At 46.9% G+C, this 13,641-nt stretch carries 16 protein-coding genes, 1 tRNA gene and 1 pseudogene; 13 read left to right on the forward strand and 5 right to left on the reverse strand.

Going from position 1 to position 13,641, the window contains the following annotated elements; genetic code table 11:
• Positions 1–14 precede the first annotated feature (14 nt).
• Positions 15–929 carry an SIR2 family protein gene (locus tag ACX9GU_RS11675; RefSeq protein ID WP_368462863.1) on the forward strand — a complete coding sequence of 305 codons (915 nt, stop codon included), beginning with the start codon at positions 15–17 and terminating at the stop codon, positions 927–929.
• 242 nt (positions 930–1,171) lie between these two features.
• Here the strand turns inward: ACX9GU_RS11675 and ACX9GU_RS11680 are convergent, their stop codons facing one another.
• The 3 genes and pseudogenes from ACX9GU_RS11680 to ACX9GU_RS11690 form a co-directional block, all read right to left on the reverse strand.
• Complete coding sequence (locus ACX9GU_RS11680) at positions 1,172–2,596, reverse strand: YfjI family protein (RefSeq protein ID WP_473194870.1); 1,425 nt, start codon at positions 2,594–2,596, stop codon at positions 1,172–1,174.
• Between the two features lie 397 nt (positions 2,597–2,993).
• Positions 2,994–3,224, reverse strand: a pseudogene (locus tag ACX9GU_RS11685) (helix-turn-helix transcriptional regulator).
• A 105-nt stretch (positions 3,225–3,329) separates the two neighbouring features.
• The gene (locus ACX9GU_RS11690; protein WP_473194871.1) at positions 3,330–3,965 is read right to left on the reverse strand and encodes an inovirus Gp2 family protein; all 636 of its coding nucleotides are present in this window, start codon (positions 3,963–3,965) and stop codon (positions 3,330–3,332) included.
• Between the two features lie 708 nt (positions 3,966–4,673).
• On the opposite strand from ACX9GU_RS11690, the gene ACX9GU_RS11695 reads away from it, so the two are divergent.
• The 9 genes from ACX9GU_RS11695 to ACX9GU_RS11735 all read left to right on the forward strand — a co-directional run bounded on the left by ACX9GU_RS11695 (position 4,674) and on the right by ACX9GU_RS11735 (position 9,954).
• Positions 4,674–5,492 carry a DUF932 domain-containing protein gene (locus ACX9GU_RS11695; protein WP_473195161.1) on the forward strand — a complete coding sequence of 273 codons (819 nt, stop codon included), beginning with the start codon at positions 4,674–4,676 and terminating at the stop codon, positions 5,490–5,492.
• Between the two features lie 490 nt (positions 5,493–5,982).
• The gene (locus tag ACX9GU_RS11700) at positions 5,983–6,456 is read left to right on the forward strand and encodes an antirestriction protein (RefSeq protein WP_473195162.1); all 474 of its coding nucleotides are present in this window, start codon (positions 5,983–5,985) and stop codon (positions 6,454–6,456) included.
• A 14-nt stretch (positions 6,457–6,470) separates the two neighbouring features.
• The gene (gene radC, locus ACX9GU_RS11705; protein ID WP_473194872.1) at positions 6,471–6,959 is read left to right on the forward strand and encodes a RadC family protein; all 489 of its coding nucleotides are present in this window, start codon (positions 6,471–6,473) and stop codon (positions 6,957–6,959) included.
• 49 nt (positions 6,960–7,008) lie between these two features.
• Entirely contained in the window at positions 7,009–7,386 is a 378-nt protein-coding gene (locus ACX9GU_RS11710; protein ID WP_473194873.1) for a hypothetical protein, read from the forward strand.
• A complete protein-coding gene (locus ACX9GU_RS11715) occupies positions 7,383–7,703 on the forward strand; it encodes a DUF5983 family protein (RefSeq protein WP_473194874.1) in 321 nt (106 codons plus the stop codon). Before ACX9GU_RS11710 ends, ACX9GU_RS11715 begins: the two co-directional genes overlap by 4 nt.
• A gap of 56 nt (positions 7,704–7,759) precedes the next feature.
• Entirely contained in the window at positions 7,760–8,242 is a 483-nt protein-coding gene (locus tag ACX9GU_RS11720; protein ID WP_473194875.1) for a hypothetical protein, read from the forward strand.
• A 12-nt stretch (positions 8,243–8,254) separates the two neighbouring features.
• Positions 8,255–8,590 (forward strand): TA system toxin CbtA family protein, encoded by a 336-nt coding sequence (locus tag ACX9GU_RS11725; RefSeq protein ID WP_473194876.1) that lies wholly within the window; start codon positions 8,255–8,257, stop codon positions 8,588–8,590.
• Positions 8,591–8,659: 69 nt separating this feature from the next.
• A complete protein-coding gene (locus ACX9GU_RS11730) occupies positions 8,660–9,019 on the forward strand; it encodes a type IV toxin-antitoxin system YeeU family antitoxin (protein ID WP_473194877.1) in 360 nt (119 codons plus the stop codon).
• A 77-nt stretch (positions 9,020–9,096) separates the two neighbouring features.
• On the forward strand, positions 9,097–9,954 hold the full coding sequence (locus ACX9GU_RS11735) for a DUF4942 domain-containing protein (RefSeq protein ID WP_473194878.1): 858 nt from the start codon (positions 9,097–9,099) through the stop codon (positions 9,952–9,954).
• A 256-nt stretch (positions 9,955–10,210) separates the two neighbouring features.
• Here the strand turns inward: ACX9GU_RS11735 and ACX9GU_RS11740 are convergent.
• Positions 10,211–10,300: transfer RNA gene (locus ACX9GU_RS11740), tRNA-Ser, on the reverse strand.
• A gap of 224 nt (positions 10,301–10,524) precedes the next feature.
• Here ACX9GU_RS11740 and ghrA point away from each other — a divergent pair.
• The 3 genes from ghrA to ACX9GU_RS11755 all read left to right on the forward strand — a co-directional run bounded on the left by ghrA (position 10,525) and on the right by ACX9GU_RS11755 (position 12,927).
• Complete coding sequence (gene ghrA / locus ACX9GU_RS11745) at positions 10,525–11,466, forward strand: glyoxylate/hydroxypyruvate reductase GhrA (protein ID WP_473194879.1); 942 nt, start codon at positions 10,525–10,527, stop codon at positions 11,464–11,466.
• Positions 11,467–11,572: 106 nt separating this feature from the next.
• Positions 11,573–12,310 (forward strand): PHP domain-containing protein, encoded by a 738-nt coding sequence (locus ACX9GU_RS11750; RefSeq protein WP_473194880.1) that lies wholly within the window; start codon positions 11,573–11,575, stop codon positions 12,308–12,310.
• 38 nt (positions 12,311–12,348) lie between these two features.
• Entirely contained in the window at positions 12,349–12,927 is a 579-nt protein-coding gene (locus ACX9GU_RS11755; protein WP_024486937.1) for a TorD/DmsD family molecular chaperone, read from the forward strand.
• 40 nt (positions 12,928–12,967) lie between these two features.
• Here ACX9GU_RS11755 and ACX9GU_RS11760 read toward each other — a convergent pair whose 3' ends face one another.
• Positions 12,968–13,531 (reverse strand): lipoprotein, encoded by a 564-nt coding sequence (locus ACX9GU_RS11760; RefSeq protein WP_024486936.1) that lies wholly within the window; start codon positions 13,529–13,531, stop codon positions 12,968–12,970.
• Positions 13,532–13,641: the final 110 nt, after the last annotated feature.

The following is a 13,641-nucleotide window of genomic DNA, read 5'->3' on the forward strand; positions in this document are numbered from 1 at the left end:
TAAAAGGAATTGAAATGCGCGAATATTCACTTCTTATTGGTAATGGCATCAATAATATTTCCGCAGGAAACTCTTGGCTTGATGTATTGAATGACTTAGAGAGTAAATATAAAATAAAAACAAACACAAAAGACAAACCATTTCCGCTTGCGTATGAGGAGATTTATTTAAGTATTTTGAAGTTACAGGGTGATGAGTTTACGGAAAGTGAAATAAAAAGATCTATTGCAAATAAAATAAATATGATAAAACCTAATGTAATTCATGATAAAATAATGAATCTAAAATGCAATAACATCATGACAACAAATTATGACTTGGCTTTTGAGTATTACTTGGATGGCAGTGTTAACGCAGAGAGTTTAAAAAATGAAGGGGAGATAAACGAAAGTAAATACAATGTTTTTAGACATCATGAGATAAATAACAAAAAAATTTGGCATATACATGGTTCCTTGAGTAACCCAAATTCAATAATTCTTGGCTATGAGCATTATAGCGGATATTTACAAAGTATGAGAGGTTATACAACTACTGGAAGTAATTATTCAAATAAATTATTTGATAAACCACTTATTGAACGCTTGAAGACAGGTGATACAGGTTACAGTTGGATCGATGATTTTTTTACTAAGGATGTTTGTATTGTTGGTTTGAATTTAGATTTTGTTGAGATTGATCTGTGGTGGTTACTTACATTCAGAGAAAGATGTCGGCTGATGAAAAAAACAGATTTTAATATTTCCAATACGATAACATACTATATTCCTAAGCACTACTATGATGATTCCGTTTCCAAACCAAAAATTGAGCTTTTAAGAAGTGTTGGGGTTATAGTTAACTCTAGCTTTGGTTCTAAATTTATAGAGGAAGAAAAAGAGTATTATCTTTCTGTAATTGAACATATTCATGCACAGTTTTCAAATTAACGCTGCATTTATCAAAAATGGTCATGGATTACTTGTCTCCGACCATTGGACCTATATATATCAAGCGTTCTAGCTCTTGGATGACAGTAGGGTATGTCAGCGATTAATTAATGTGATTACCTCGTTCAATCTTGTGGCTGATTTTTAATTACTAGACTGATTTTCAAGTGCCCACCTAGTAAGAACCCTGCTATTTGCTGCTGTGAATAGCAGCAAATAGCAGGGTGTAATATGAGGTAAAACTAACTTCTATTTATATGCACATATTGAGTAATACTTCCATTGGTATTTCTATCTTTTCTGATAGTAATATATCCATACTCCTCAAGTATCTTTAGAGCCCTGTTTAGACGAGTACCGTCCCTGAGCTGATAAGGTGCATAACGCCTGATGTGTGTTTTAACAACCCTCGCGCAGACACCAGATTGGTTAATTGGGCCATGTAGTAGCCACTGGTGAAGTAATTTTGCATCCTTCTCTTCTTTACTTGCTCCCTGAGTTAACAAATCAACAACCTGATTGTAATAGTATTCAATTGCAGTAATGATATTTCCCAATGTATTTTTACTAATTTCATTACCTTTAAACTCATAAAAGAAATGAATAAGCGTTGCCAGTCTAACCGCATTTTCCGGGATTTTAGATAATATTCCAGGTAAGGCGCTATGTTTGTTGCCATCTCTAAGAATTAGATTTTCAATATGAATGCGAAACTGAGAGAATATCTCTTCCGCCTCAGATGAAAAATGTAAGATCCGTGGTGGTGTATTTTGGGCTGTTAATGTTAATAGCTCATTAATACGCCTGTGAAACTTTTCAAGAGATTCATCATCATTTTTGATTCCTGAAGGTAGAGTTCGCTTACCTTGTGTTGATGTTGTGACTGACCATAAGCATCTTGCAAAGAAACCATTGCCTAAAGTACGTTCCCCTCTTTTTTTAATGAAATTGTTAAACTCATTCAATTGTGTCAGAATTAATATAATAAACCGACTGTTGTCAATGATTAGACGGTGGTCTTTACGTTCAATATCAAAAGAACCTCCATCCCACAATTGATTAAATAGAGGGGAGTTATTCATTGCCCGTCCGTTTAATACCCCTCCACCTTCATCTGAAACCAATCCAGCAGAACCTATATTTTCAGATAGTCCTTTTACGATAGCTTCGTATGTCGCGTCATTGTAAAGCAGTTTAGGCAACTTTGGCGGCTCTGGCTTTTCTGCATAATGCTCTCTTAACCTTTCTTGCTCTGATGTGTTATCTTCTTCCTGTTGTTCATTTTTTGTGATTTGCCTAATGATTGATTTATTGATAGCCTTCCATGCCTGTGAATCTGCTTCATACACTTTGAGCTGTTCTGAATACGCTTTCAAAGCCTCTCTTTCAAATTCAAGTATAGGCTTCATTACCTGATTAAAAACAGCCGTTTTTCGTTCCCCTGACTCGGCTATGACAACACTGTACAGCGAGACTGGACTCGTTCTTCCATCGCTATACTGGAACATAACCAGTGCCTGAGATGCCAGTGACATCGCACTCAAGCATGTCCCCATAATCAACTCGACAGGAGCCTGAGTCCTGCCAGAGATGACTTGAGTCACACAATTGAGTTGTGGTGGGAAGTGCTGTTGTGGGAACATGTTTTTTTCGGGCATATGATACATAAATAGCTCCAGTTGAGATACATGAGTGAGAAGCAACGAGAGCAACGTACTACTATAATTCTATGTTGTTAATACCCGATTAGGTAATTAGCTTGCATCGGACGAAAGTATTTTTGTGTTGGACTGTATTAGTATATTTATTGATTTTTTCACTGTGACTGGGGGGAGTATTAAAGGGAGTCGGTATGCCATCTTTTCCGATAGTCCTGTTTAAACGTGTTGTAACTTTGCTAGTCAGAGCATATATACGTTGTAAAACGTTCTGTAACGCATTCTGAGAGGTTTTAACAGCTAAGATGATGAATCTACTGGCTTTGTGGTGTGATAGTCTTCAAGAGTATTACAGGTTGCTTAATGAACCATTCCCACTTAACTGTTTGTAATGACTGTGATTAACTTATTGTCTGGATTGGTTAATACGATTTTGTACCCAGTTCTCAGTCTCACTCTGCATCCAGCGGGAACTACGACCAAGCTTAATCGGTTTGGGGAATGCACCGTCTTAAATCAGCTTATAGAACCATTTGTCAGTTAGACCAGTAAAGCTGGTGATAAAAACCATATCAACTATTTTATCGTTAAGCAGGCTGGTATTGGTATTCCGAGTTGTCAAGATGACTGTCTCCATAGGTAATTCTGAAGGGGTATGAAGAAACGTCGTTATGGGTGAGGGTTCACCGGTGACACTTTTCCTTCTCAAAATCCACATGTCAGTAATAAAATAATTTACCGATTAATACTGACTGCACCCAAAGTTACGTTGACCGTCTGACGAGTCTTTGCTGTACTCTTTAGCAAGATAACGCAGCCTGTTGAGCATTAACGGATAGCCTATAATGAAGCCTATCTGGTTTTTATTCAGGTGGTAGTAACCGTTATCCGAAAAATTGATGAGGTTATAATGCTTTTGGTACTCTTTTTCTTTGTTGAGTTTTAGTGTTCTCACCCAAGCCTCCATAATCATCAGGGAGAGGTTATGAGTGTATTCACCGTTTTCATCTGGGTGGTATGTACCGGGAAAAGCGTAAGTGTCCTTGTTGAGGAATAAACACACATGGTAATGTTTTCGACCATCCTGATGAAACTCCCTTGCCCATACAAATCGTAATGTACACGGATGAACCCTTGCCCCTGTATTACTGCGTTTCTGTATATCTGCGTCTATCTGAGCATTGAGAGATGCGATAAACCGGGTCATCTGCTTAGAGTCTGCATTGAAGGTTGTATCCGGGATATAGAGGTCTATTCTGAGTACCAATGTTCTGGGATGCTCTTTAAGGGCTTTATCCAGTGTTTCCTCTATCCTCTTGTAGGTTTGTAGATTAATTGGTCCTGAGGTATGCGGGTTAATAGCTATCTTCTGATTCATGGTTTGTTTACTCCTTAGGTTAGATTTCATGGCGTAGCATGGATATGCTGCACAGTAACATACTGAATAAGGTAACTCACGAAGATTGTTTAGTAACGTTATTTCTCAAAATATATTCATACTGTTTTTTATTTGAAATATACTTTCACATTACTAGCGAATTATTGTTATGAATATTTAAGGTAATTCACTTACTGTATTATTAGTTGTACTATATTATTATAATACCAACCCGACATACTAAATTAGTAAATTCTTGAAATTGCAATAGAAGAAGAAAGTATCAACAACAGGCGGTTTAAAGTGTAATTATACATAGTATTCACTCTGAAGTTAATTGTTCTCATGCTGACAGTGTTGTTGATTCTTAACGTGTGTTACATGCATACGAATATGGAGCTATATCATCAAGAGGAATGGTGTGAAGTATTCTTTATTCATCTAATGCTAATGGCATAATTCTTCACATGGAATATATCACTATTGAATAAATAGGGTAGGGGATACATGTCAGCCTTTCACTTCCCATCAGCAGTGATCAATTACTGGCTGACTGGATCTTTTCCCTCTGAACCCAAGATTATGCTGAATCGCGATATGGCCAGCTACAGTATACCCAAACTTCATACCACCAGCGCTTACTTACAGACCATGCCTCTGACAGGAACATGGTATTTTTCTTATATTCAGTTTAACAAGGAATTAAACATGAGATTAGCCAGCCGTTTTGGTCGGGTGAATTCCGTTCGCCGCGACCGCCCATTAACTGTTGATGAACTGGCACATTACGTGCCTAGCGTATTGGGAGAGGATAAACACGCCTCCCGCAGTGCCCGGTACGCCTATATTCCTACTATCACTTTACTGGATCGATTACGCGAAGAAGGCTTCGAACCTTTCTTCGCCTGCCAGACTCGTGTACGTGATCTTGATAAACGTGAACATACGAAGCATATGGTCAGATTACGTCGTTCAGGGCAGATCACCCAGAAGGAAGTCCAGGAGATTGTCTTGCTCAACAGTCACGATGGCTCCAGCAGCTACCAGATGCTGCCAGGCTGGTTTCGTCAAATTTGCAGTAATGGGTTGGTCTGTGGTCAGAGTTTTGGTGAAATTCGCGTGCCACACCATGGCGATGCGGTGGAAAAGGTTATTGAGGGAGCTTACGAGGTACTGGGGATATTTGATCGCATAGAAGAAAGCCGAGAAAGCATGCTGGCGTTAACGTTGACGCCGGAACATCAACATGCGCTAGCACATGCCGCACTGACCTACCGTTACGGCGAGGAATATCATCCGGTCACCGAATCTCAAATTCTGATGCCCCGCCGCTGGGAAGACAAGAAAGACGATTTGTGGAGCACATTTCAACGGGTGCAAGAAAATCTCACCAAAGGAGGATTGAATGGACGTAGTGCCCAGGGTAAACAGGCGAGAACCCGTGCGATAAATGGGATTGATAGCGATATCAAGTTGAACCGGGCATTATGGGTGATGGCGGAGCAACTTAAGCAGGCGGTTGCCTGATGCAGCATGTCCCCGCCGGTGTTCAGCAAGTAAACGAACATCAACTACTACTGGACAATGAACCTGGTTGTTGTTCGATATCTGACCCCACTCCCAGTTACACCTCATTCTCACTCCTTCTCGTTGCCGGACTGTTGATGGGCGTTGTCTGCAATTTCCCCATCATATGTAGACGATCGGTTTTAACGATCGGTTTTTGGTTATTGATCTGCACAACCCATTATCTTTGCCGTTTATGGGCCGATAAGATGAGTGTGGTTGTCGGTATATCGATAACACTCCAGCAACGCTTTTATTACGTCAACATCCAGGGAAACACCTTGTCCGTTATCACTGTGATAACGGTTTTCAAGAAGGCAAGGGAGAGGCCGTCAATGACCACCAGCTCCTCGATAAGCCTCTATTAAATCGATACATTATTTTATTACCTACCTCAAAGCACAGGCTCCCCGGTTTTCCGGAGGGGCCTGTTTTGTTATTTGTCTCATCAATGAGGATATTATCTATGAACATGCATTTTGAACTGTCTAATCCCCCCTCTCAATCAACAACTCTGACCGCCATTGTTGTGCCTGGCAACCAGCGCTCTCGCTTCTGGCTGCAGCATTTCGGCGGCATACCGCAATGGCTCATTCTGGAGGCTCACGTCTTTGGTTGGCTGGATCGCCTGTGTGCCGATTACCATGGTGGGCAGTGGGCGTTTTACACGCTCAGTAACGGTGGAGCCTTTATGGCTCCAGAAGTTGACAACGATACCAATAATAAATGGCGGTTGTTCAATACAATGAACGGTAACGGGGCAGAAATGAATCCTGAAGCGGCGGGGATTACCGCCTGCCTGATGGCCTTCAGTCACCACGCTTGTCGAACCGAAAGCGAGGCTATGACTGAACATTTCTATCGCCTGCGTGAATATGCATTACACCATCTCGACAGCCGTGCCATTTTTGCTCTGATTGACTGAAACGAGGTATTCCCATGCAACACACCCAATCGCTCACACAGTCCCCAACATTCACCGCCCACCAGCAGCAGATTGTCAGCCAGGCATTGGCGATCCTCGAAACCCAGCTTAAACAACGGCCTTACAGCCTGACTTCACCTGATGCAGTTAAAGCCTGGCTCAAACTCCATCTGCAACCCCAAAGCCGTGAATGTTTTATGGTGCTGTTTTTAGATAATCGCCACCGGCTAATCGCCAGTGAAACGCTCTCGGTAGGTACGTTCAATGCCACCATCATCTATCCCCGCGAAGTCGTGATCCGGGCATTACACCACCAGGCCGCTGCGGTGGCACTGGCCCATAATCATCCCGCAGGAGATCCGACCCCCAGCGAAGCCGACCGTACCCTTACGGATCGTCTGGTTAATGCACTGGACCTGGTGGGCATCCGCGTGCTGGATCATCTTATCATTGGCGATGGTGAGCCGCTCTCGCTGGCTGAACGTGGCTGGTTGCTTTGCTGATAGTAATCCCCCCTCATTTTCTCAACCTCATTTTCAAGGAGCATTTTCTATGGGTTGGCTATTTTTACACCGATCTCGCCGTGAGCTGATCGCGGCACTGATCCAAACTGACGATACCGAAAACTATCAACATGTTACGTTGGCGCATGCGCTACGGGGCAATGTTCTGTGGTCTGTTGTTCAAAGTACCCCCAAAGATCCAGCTAAAGCACTCAAAACTGCGATCCATTGCACCCTGATGCAGGGTTCAGGCGGTAGTTGGGGTTATAAGGCGATGGATGAGTCTGTGCATCCCTACTATTACTCCTGCCCAAAACGTTATCTGGCGATGGCCCCTGAGATCTGTCCAGAATGGCGTGAGAAGGTATTGGCACATCATCAACGCCGTTATCCACGAACGGGTGTGATAGAGGAGAAGAGCCGATGATGGCAACAACACCGCTTTTACGTTTTGGCCTGCAATGCAGTACGGCCCATATCAGTGAAGATGATAATGCGGTGCTGTACCGGATCTCACCCTGTCAGGATGAGTTTAGCGATGGTGAATGGATCTCGTTTTCGGGTACAGGGTATCTGTTGCGATTAGATGCGTGGACCCACCCGGTATTGCAACTCAAACGGCTGGGGCTTTCCAAGACCTGCCGCCATCTGGTCACCACGCTGATAAAGCGACACCAACTCACCTACCTGCATATCGATGCCCTAGGTGACGTTTTGCCCGGCTTTACCACCTTCGATTGGTAATACTCCTCCAAATTTCACCTTCGCATTATCCATTTAATTTAAAAGTATATTTACTCATGAACACGAGCACATCACTCGTGCCTGGCATATTCCATTTTCTGCAACATGGCAGCGTGTCATCACAAGACTGGCAAGCCTTATGCCAGGCGTTCACCACTGCTTATCAGAAGCTGCATTGGCAACCCGATTCGCTGGATTTAGACACCGCGCCGGTTATCTGTGAACACGCTGGCAACCGCCGATACCGGTTCGACAACAACCTGATGGGATTAGGCATGATCGGTTTTAACGGTGAACGACTGACGCACCTGGCGGGTGACCCATTCATCCTATATCAACGTCAGACACCCTATGCCCTGATCCGCTGCGACACGCGGGGCTATCCGTACCAGTGGTTGGTGATGAGCACCTTATTGCTGGCCAATACGCAGTGCCCCAATATCTGGACGATTGAATCTGACGTACCGCTGAAGCAATGGCGCAAGGTAGCCCATTGGCTTACCCACCATTGCCAACTCCCGGTTTCCCCGCTGTGTTAAGGAGCTACCTGCATGAAGACTTTCGACAAAATACCCCGCATCACGCCCAACGCCAATCAAGCACGAACTGAATACCAGCAGCTGTTGTCCTGGCTGCTGGCTCACTGTTACGGCCTGGAGCTTAACGATACCCAGTATCACGACGAACAGGCGATTGCCCAACAGATTGAGCATGGCGTTACGGTACGAGAAACCGTCAATGAACTGGTGGAGAAATTCGATCTGGTACGCATTGATCGCCCTGGATTCAGCCTGATGGCACAAGACCCGCTGTTGAGCGGTGGGGATATGCTACGTGCCCGCAGTGCGCTGGGATTGCGAAGTCCCGCAATTTGCCGCCTCGCCTGACAATCTCCTGCTTACCCTCAACACGCCAGCCTCTGTGCTGGCGTTGTACATTAATAAGGATATTCAGCCATGAAAGATACCGATAACCACGCCCCCACTCATGAAGATAGCATTCCGTCACCTGTCTGGGGATTGCAGCGAGACATCACGCCGCGTCTGGGAGCCCGACTGGTCCAACAGGGCAACCACCTGCATTTTCTGTCTGACCGTGCCGGTTTTGTCGGTACGTTCTCACCCGACACGGTACAGGCGCTTGAGGTGACATTTTCAGCACTGCTGACAAAACTGGAAGCACAATTACAGTCGGGGGCATTAGATCCGCGCCGTCAGCATTGCGTCAAGGTGCAGCACGCTGATTTTACCTGCGAAGCCGATACCTTGGGTAGCTTTGGCCACGTCTATCTGGCGGTCTACCAAACACCGACATAAAGCCGTAACACACTCATCTCCCTATTGTTATACCTGCCTGCCATGACGCAGGCATTTTGCTTTTAAGGAACCCTGCCATGTCGACAACATTGAATACCGTGATTGAACCCGATGTGCTCACCGACCATACCGAAGTCATTTGCTCTACCAGTATCGAACGTATCGTCACCGGGCGTAACGCCGCGCTTACGCAAATTGAAGCTCTTATCCACCAGATTGCGGACATCTCAACCATCACCAACAGCATTGGCGGTGGAGTGGCAAGAGACTGGGCAATGAAACAAGACTTCCGCTGCGGCTGCTGGTTGATGGAGAAAGCCGAAACGGCCATACCCGTGATCACCCGCAATCTTGATCGCGATATATGGCGGGATCTGATGAAGAAGTCAGGAATGCTGAGCGTGATGGATGCTCAGGCGCGTGACCAGTGGTACAGAAACCTGGAAGGCGATAATATTCCTGCCATCAGCGAAGCAAATATTCTCAGTACCTTTGAGCAACTGCATCAGAGCAAGGGTGAGGTGTTTGAGCGAGGGGTGATCAACGTGTTCAAAGGGCTGTCCTGGCATTACAAAACCAACAGCCCATGCCATTTTGGCAAAAAGATCATCGTGACCAATCTAGTGAGTTACAACCAATGGGGGTTTACGCTGAACCACAGTTATCGGCGTGACCAACTGGCCGATCTGGAGAGGATGCTGCATTTACTGGATGGTAAACCGTTGCCTGATAACCGTAGCGATATCACCACACGGCTGTATGAGCATATTCGTGCCAATCCGCAAATGGCGAAGGTGTATGAAGATGAGTATTTTTCGATAAAATACTTTATGAAAGGCTCAGCGCACCTGACATTTAAGAAGCCGGTGTTGATGGACAAGATGAACGACATCATCGCCAAGCATTACCCCGGCGTACTGCCAGAACGTGTATAAGCCAATCACTGTTTGCAAGCTTGATGGGCAGACAAACTGGCCTCTCGTATAGTGGTCATGTCAGGGGACGTTAAAAATCAGGTAAGTATGGTGGGGGAGACGTTAGCTGATGAATAACCTGTGTTTACTCTGCATGAGTCCAACATGGATCAAAGCAAAGCAACTGAAGACAAAAGCTAATGGCATACTGAATGGCATACGCGAAAACTGTAAAAAGCAAAAACCCCAAGCTTATTAAAAGCTTGGGGTTCATATATGGCGGTGAGGGAGGGGTTCGAACCCTCGATACACTTACGCGTATACACACTTTCCAGGCGTGCTCCTTCAGCCACTCAGACACCTCACCGTTTTGTCATCGGCAACGTTTACGCTGTCGACGGGCGCTAATGTAGGAGAATCTGATCCCAGCGTCAATAGCCTTGTGACATTACCGCGTGCGTTTAGCCAAACTTCCAGCAATCTGCTGATTTGTCGCACGATAATTCCGCCTTCTTAGTGTCAGTTTATTCTTGCATCGTGCGGCAAAGCGCGAAAGGATAGCTAAAAATCCACCCAACAAGGGAGCTGGCAGTGAATATCATTTTCTATCACCCGTTTTTTGATGCGCAAGATTGGCTGGCAGGCATGGCGAAGCGCTTACCACAGGCGAATATCCGGGCATGGCAGCCGGGGGACGATCGTCCGGCGGACTACGCGCTGGTATGGCGGCCACCTTATGAGATGCTGGCCAACCGCCGCGATCTGAAAGGGATCTTTGCTCTGGGGGCTGGCGTAGACGCCATCCTTGAACAGGAGCGCCAGCATCCCGGCAGCCTACCGGCGGGAGTGCCAGTGATCCGGCTGGAGGATACCGGCATGGCGCAACAGATGGACGAATACGCGCTGGCTGGCGTGTTGCGCTATTTTCGCCGTTTTGATGAGTATCAGTTGCAGCAACAGCAGCAGAACTGGTTGCCGCTTGAACCTCATCAGCAGAGCGATTTCACTATCGGCGTTTTGGGTGCTGGGGTGTTGGGGAAAAGCGTGGCGCAAAAGCTGGCTGCATTCGGTTTTAACGTCCGCTGCTGGAGCCGCAGCCCCAAGCAGATTGAGCACGTACAGAGTTTTGCCGGGCAACCTCAGCTAGCGGCGTTTCTTGATGGCACGCGGTTGCTGATCAACCTGTTGCCCAATACGCCTGAAACGGCGGGTATCCTCAACCGCCAGTTGTTTAACCGTTTGGTGCCGGGCGCTTACCTGATCAACATTGCGCGCGGTGCCCATCTGGTGGAAGACGATCTGCTGGCGATGTTGGCACAAGGGCAACTGACGGCCGCCATGCTTGATGTCTTTGTCAACGAACCGTTACCGTCCGCTCATGCCTTCTGGCGTCATCCTCGTGTCACGATTACGCCGCATATTGCTGCTGTTACCCTGCCGGAACAGGCGATGGATCAGGTTAGCGCCAACCTTCTGCGGCTTGAGGCGGGTGAACAGCCTTCAGGCCTGGTTGATATTCAGCGTGGCTATTGATGCTTTCACAACCCGCTAACATGTCGATAGCTGCGTTAACTGCTATCATGAACAAGGATCGGCCCGCCATCCGCTGACCCTGGCGAGGGCCTAAGAAGGAGAAAGAATGTACCCCGTTGATTTACATATGCATACCGTAGCCAGTACCCATGCCTATAGCACCCTGCACGACTATATCGCCGAAGCGAAACAAAAAGGCATCAAACTGTTCGCCATCACTGACCACGGGCCGGATATGGCCGATGCGCCACACTACTGGCACTTTATGAACATGCGTGTGTGGCCACGCCTGGTGGATGGCATTGGCATTCTGCGCGGCATTGAAGCCAATATCAAAAACCTGGACGGTGATATCGACTGCACCGGACCCATGCTCAACGAAATCGATCTGATTATTGCCGGGTTCCATGAGCCGGTATTTGCACCGCAGGATCGGGCCGCCAACACCGAGGCGATGATTGCCGCCATGGCGCAGGGCGATGTCCATATCATCAGCCATCCGGGCAACCCCAAATATCCGGTCGATATCCCGGCGATAGCCGCAGCGGCAGCCAAATATCAGGTAGCGCTGGAACTGAATAACTCTTCGTTTATTCATTCCCGCAAGGGCAGTGAATCAAATTGCCGTGCGATAGCGGCCGCAGTGCGTGACGCGGGCGGCTGGCTGGCATTAGGCTCAGACTCGCACGTGGCTTTTGCTCTCGGTGGTTTTGAACACTGCGAACGTATCATTGAAGAAGTGAATTTCCCGCAGGAGCGCATTTTAAATGTGTCACCGCGCCGGATCCTGAACTTTCTTGAGCAGCGTGGCAGACCGGCAATTGCGGAATTAGCCGATCTGTGACATCGTCACGGCAAATTTTAGTTTTATAGGGTGTTATCATGAATGAGTTTTCCGTTGTCTGCCGGGTGTTGGGCACGCTGTTTTACCGCCAGCCGCAGGATCCGTTGTTGGAGCCGCTGTTTACCTTGATCAAAGAGGGCAAACTGCAACAACACTGGCCGCTCGAGCAGGACGAACTGCTGACTCGTTTGCAACAGCATTGTACCGATCCGCAGTTGGCCGCCGATTTTAACGCTCTGTTTGTCGGCAGCGAGTGCAGCGTCTCACCACTGCGTTCATCTTACGTTGAAGGTGCCAGCGAAGCGGACGTGCGGGTATTTCTCCAGCAGCGTGGGATGCCATTAGGCGAAGCGCCAGCCGATCATTTCGGTTCGCTGCTGCTGGCCGCCTCCTGGCTGGAAGATCAGTCGCAGGAAGATGAAGTCCAGGCGCAAATCACGCTGTTTAACGAGTTCTTGCTGCCTTGGTGTGGCCGCTTCCTGGGTAAGGTCGAGGCACACGCCACCAGCGGTTTTTACCGTACTTTGTCAGAGATCGCTCGCCATGCCATCGCTGCAATGTGTGATGAGCTAGCAGAATATGAGCAGGATGAAGAAGGGAAGGACGAACAAGAGTAAATGAACGTGGGCGCAGTAAGCACTGCGCCCCTGAGAACGATTAGTCGGTAAACGGGATCACCAACTGACCGGGCTTCACTTCCAACCCTTTAGCCAGTTTGAGTGCCATGGCTTCCGTTTTGCTCTTATCCGCATTGAGAACATATACCGGTTTCTGATCGAAATATGATTTCAACGACTGGTTCAGGTAAGGCGACAGAGCCTTCATCACCGTATCCATCTTCTCCGGCTGTACCTGGTAATCGACCAACTCCATGTCCTTGAGGAAGATCGCTCCCTTTTCGCGGTCATAGACCGGTTGCGCCTTCAACGTTAGCTGCAAATCGGCAGCCTGTGGCCCGAGGATCGAAGTAATATTGACCTTGGCATTACCAGACAGTGTCACCTTGTTAGGTTCAGTGCGGCCAATCTGGCTCTGCAACTGGGTTAACACGATATTGGCATCAACCAACCCCGGCACGCCGATCTGCTTTTGGTAGTCGTTGTGTTTTTGCAGGTAATTATTCACTTCCTGCTCGCTGACGCTGTATTGGGTAAGCTGGTTACAGCCGACAAGCGTACCGGCAACGACCAGGGCAGCCATGCCCATCAGGATTTTCTTCATTCAAACCTCGTAAAACGAAAATGCGGCAGACTTTGGCTATTGCAAACCAAAGGTGACTGCCAGCAAACAAAAATTTCAGCTCGCAGGATAACAGATGATGCGGCGCAAAG

It is taken from the genome of Serratia sp. K1WW1 (genome assembly GCF_055790865.1).

Excerpts from the sequence above, each read along its gene's own strand:
- ACX9GU_RS11675 (WP_368462863.1), top strand. The coding sequence starts at position 15 with ATGCGCGAATATTCACTTCTTATTGGTAATGGCATCAATAATATTTCC.
- ACX9GU_RS11680 (WP_473194870.1), bottom strand. The coding sequence starts at position 2,596 with ATGTATCATATGCCCGAAAAAAACATGTTCCCACAACAGCACTTCCCA.
- ACX9GU_RS11690 (WP_473194871.1), bottom strand. The coding sequence starts at position 3,965 with ATGAATCAGAAGATAGCTATTAACCCGCATACCTCAGGACCAATTAAT.
- ACX9GU_RS11695 (WP_473195161.1), top strand. The coding sequence starts at position 4,674 with ATGAGATTAGCCAGCCGTTTTGGTCGGGTGAATTCCGTTCGCCGCGAC.
- ACX9GU_RS11700 (WP_473195162.1), top strand. The coding sequence starts at position 5,983 with ATGAGGATATTATCTATGAACATGCATTTTGAACTGTCTAATCCCCCC.
- radC (WP_473194872.1), top strand. The coding sequence starts at position 6,471 with ATGCAACACACCCAATCGCTCACACAGTCCCCAACATTCACCGCCCAC.
- ACX9GU_RS11710 (WP_473194873.1), top strand. The coding sequence starts at position 7,009 with ATGGGTTGGCTATTTTTACACCGATCTCGCCGTGAGCTGATCGCGGCA.
- ACX9GU_RS11715 (WP_473194874.1), top strand. The coding sequence starts at position 7,383 with ATGATGGCAACAACACCGCTTTTACGTTTTGGCCTGCAATGCAGTACG.
- ACX9GU_RS11720 (WP_473194875.1), top strand. The coding sequence starts at position 7,760 with ATGAACACGAGCACATCACTCGTGCCTGGCATATTCCATTTTCTGCAA.
- ACX9GU_RS11725 (WP_473194876.1), top strand. The coding sequence starts at position 8,255 with ATGAAGACTTTCGACAAAATACCCCGCATCACGCCCAACGCCAATCAA.
- ACX9GU_RS11730 (WP_473194877.1), top strand. The coding sequence starts at position 8,660 with ATGAAAGATACCGATAACCACGCCCCCACTCATGAAGATAGCATTCCG.
- ACX9GU_RS11735 (WP_473194878.1), top strand. The coding sequence starts at position 9,097 with ATGTCGACAACATTGAATACCGTGATTGAACCCGATGTGCTCACCGAC.
- ACX9GU_RS11750 (WP_473194880.1), top strand. The coding sequence starts at position 11,573 with ATGTACCCCGTTGATTTACATATGCATACCGTAGCCAGTACCCATGCC.
- ACX9GU_RS11755 (WP_024486937.1), top strand. The coding sequence starts at position 12,349 with ATGAATGAGTTTTCCGTTGTCTGCCGGGTGTTGGGCACGCTGTTTTAC.
- ACX9GU_RS11760 (WP_024486936.1), bottom strand. The coding sequence starts at position 13,531 with ATGAAGAAAATCCTGATGGGCATGGCTGCCCTGGTCGTTGCCGGTACG.